Source organism: Rhodococcus sp. P3_B8, from assembly GCF_056402775.1.
This window is the reverse complement of the sequence record NZ_JBFUGT010000591.1, coordinates 1-1780: the sequence shown is the minus strand read 5'-3', so window position 1 is coordinate 1780 and position 1780 is coordinate 1. Positions and strand designations below refer to the sequence as shown.

At 66.7% G+C, this 1780-nt stretch carries 3 protein-coding genes; 1 reads left to right on the top strand and 2 read right to left on the bottom strand.

Annotated elements, in window-relative coordinates:
- A partial coding sequence (gene murA, locus AC1D1G_RS44870; RefSeq protein ID WP_477956901.1) for a UDP-N-acetylglucosamine 1-carboxyvinyltransferase occupies positions 1–975 on the bottom strand: 975 nt, incomplete at its 3' end.
- 54 nt (positions 976–1029) lie between these two features.
- Here murA and AC1D1G_RS44865 point away from each other — a divergent pair.
- Positions 1030–1605, top strand: coding sequence for a cob(I)yrinic acid a,c-diamide adenosyltransferase (locus tag AC1D1G_RS44865; protein ID WP_164065057.1), 576 nt, complete (start codon positions 1030–1032; stop codon positions 1603–1605).
- On the opposite strand, the gene AC1D1G_RS44860 is transcribed toward AC1D1G_RS44865, so the two are convergent.
- A partial coding sequence (locus tag AC1D1G_RS44860) for a DUF2550 family protein (RefSeq protein WP_477956902.1) occupies positions 1606–1780 on the bottom strand: 175 nt, incomplete at its 5' end. It abuts the gene before it with no gap.

The following is a 1780-nucleotide window of genomic DNA, read 5'->3' as shown; positions in this document are numbered from 1 at the left end:
CTCCGTGATCATCGACGTTCCCTCCGCCACAGCGGCGAGACCGATGGCCATCGGCTGGAGGTCGGTGGGGAAACCCGGATAGGGCAGGGTCGCGAAGTTGACGGCCGTGGGCCGCGCTTCCTGGACCACCCGGAATCCGTCGGACTCGGCGGTGACTTCGGCTCCCGCCACCCGCAGCTTGTCGAGCACCAGGCTCAGGTGTTTCGGGTTGACCCCGCGGACACGCACGTCGCCACGGGTCATCGACGCGGCGATCCCCCACGTCGCTGCGACGATCCGATCGCCGATGACCCGGTGCGTGGTCGGCTCGAGTTTGAGGACGCCCTGGATCGTCAGCGTGGACGTGCCTGCACCCCGGATCTGCGCGCCCATCTGAATCAGCATGTTGCACAGGTCGACGATCTCGGGTTCGCGGGCCGCGTTGTCGATCACCGTCTCACCCTTGGCGAGTACGGCGGCCATCAGAATGTTCTCGGTCGCCCCCACCGACGGGAATGCGAGCCGGATGTTCGCACCGTGCAGGTCGTCGGCCTGCGCCACCACGCAGCCGTGCTCGATCGTGCTGTGCGCGCCCAGCAATCGCAGCCCCGACTGGTGCATGTCGAGGGGCCGCGATCCGATGGCATCGCCACCCGGTAGCGCGACCACGGCGCGACGGCACCGCGCGACCAGCGGTCCGAGCACACACACCGACGCGCGAAACTGCCGTACCGCGGCGAAATCGGCGTGGTGTTTGGGCTCCGCGGGTGTGGTGATCCGGACGATGGAATCGTCGAGGTCCACCTCGCAGCCCAGGCCACGCAGGACGTCCGCCATCAAGGGAACATCGAGGATGTCCGGGCAGTTGGTCACAGTTGTGGTGCCCTCGGCCAACAGCGCTGCCGCCATCAACTTGAGAACGCTGTTCTTGGCGCCCCCGACAGACACTTCACCTACGAGGCGGTTACCGCCGGTGACAAGGAAGCGTTCACTCACAGAACACAGCCTAGAGCCAGGGATGCCGACCCCGGAGGCCGGTACCGTAACGCTATGGCCGTACACCTCACCAAGATCTACACCCGGACCGGCGACGACGGGACCACCGGACTCAGCGATTTCTCCCGTGTGTCGAAGAACGATCCGCGGCTGATCGCCTACGCCGACTGCGACGAGGCGAACGCCTCGATCGGGGTTGCGGTGGCACTGGGCGACCCGCCCGAGGAGATCCGGTCGATCCTGCGGCAGATTCAGAACGACCTGTTCGACGCCGGCGCCGACCTCTCCACCCCAGTGGAGGCCGAACCGAAGTACCCGCCGCTGCGCATCTCGGACGAGTACATCGACCGTCTCGAGGGCTGGTGCGACGAACTGAACGAACGCCTGGCGCCGCTGAACTCCTTCATTCTCCCCGGCGGCACGGCACTCGGAGCGCTGCTGCACGTGGCGCGGACCGTCACCCGGCGGGCCGAGCGGTCCGCGTGGGCGGCCGTCGACGCGAACCCGGAGACCACCAACGCTCTACCGGCGAAATACCTCAACCGGCTGTCGGATCTGCTGTTCATCGTCAGCAGGCTCGCGAACCCCGAGGGCGACGTGCTCTGGAAGCCCGGAGCCGGGAAGTCCTGATCAGAGTCGGCGACCGCGGACCGATCGGCCGGACGGTCGTGATTCGACCCAGGACAGGAACGCGGTCAATGCTCCCCCGTCCAATGCGATCTCGTACGAGCTACCGCGGTCCTTGACCGACAGAATGATGATTTCCTCGGACATGATGTCGAACTCGGAGCCCTCCGGGCTGCGA

Bases quoted from the DNA above. Each gene is read 5' to 3' on its own strand.
- AC1D1G_RS44865 (WP_164065057.1), top strand. From the start codon at position 1,030: ATGGCCGTACACCTCACCAAGATCTACACCCGGACCGGCGACGACGGG.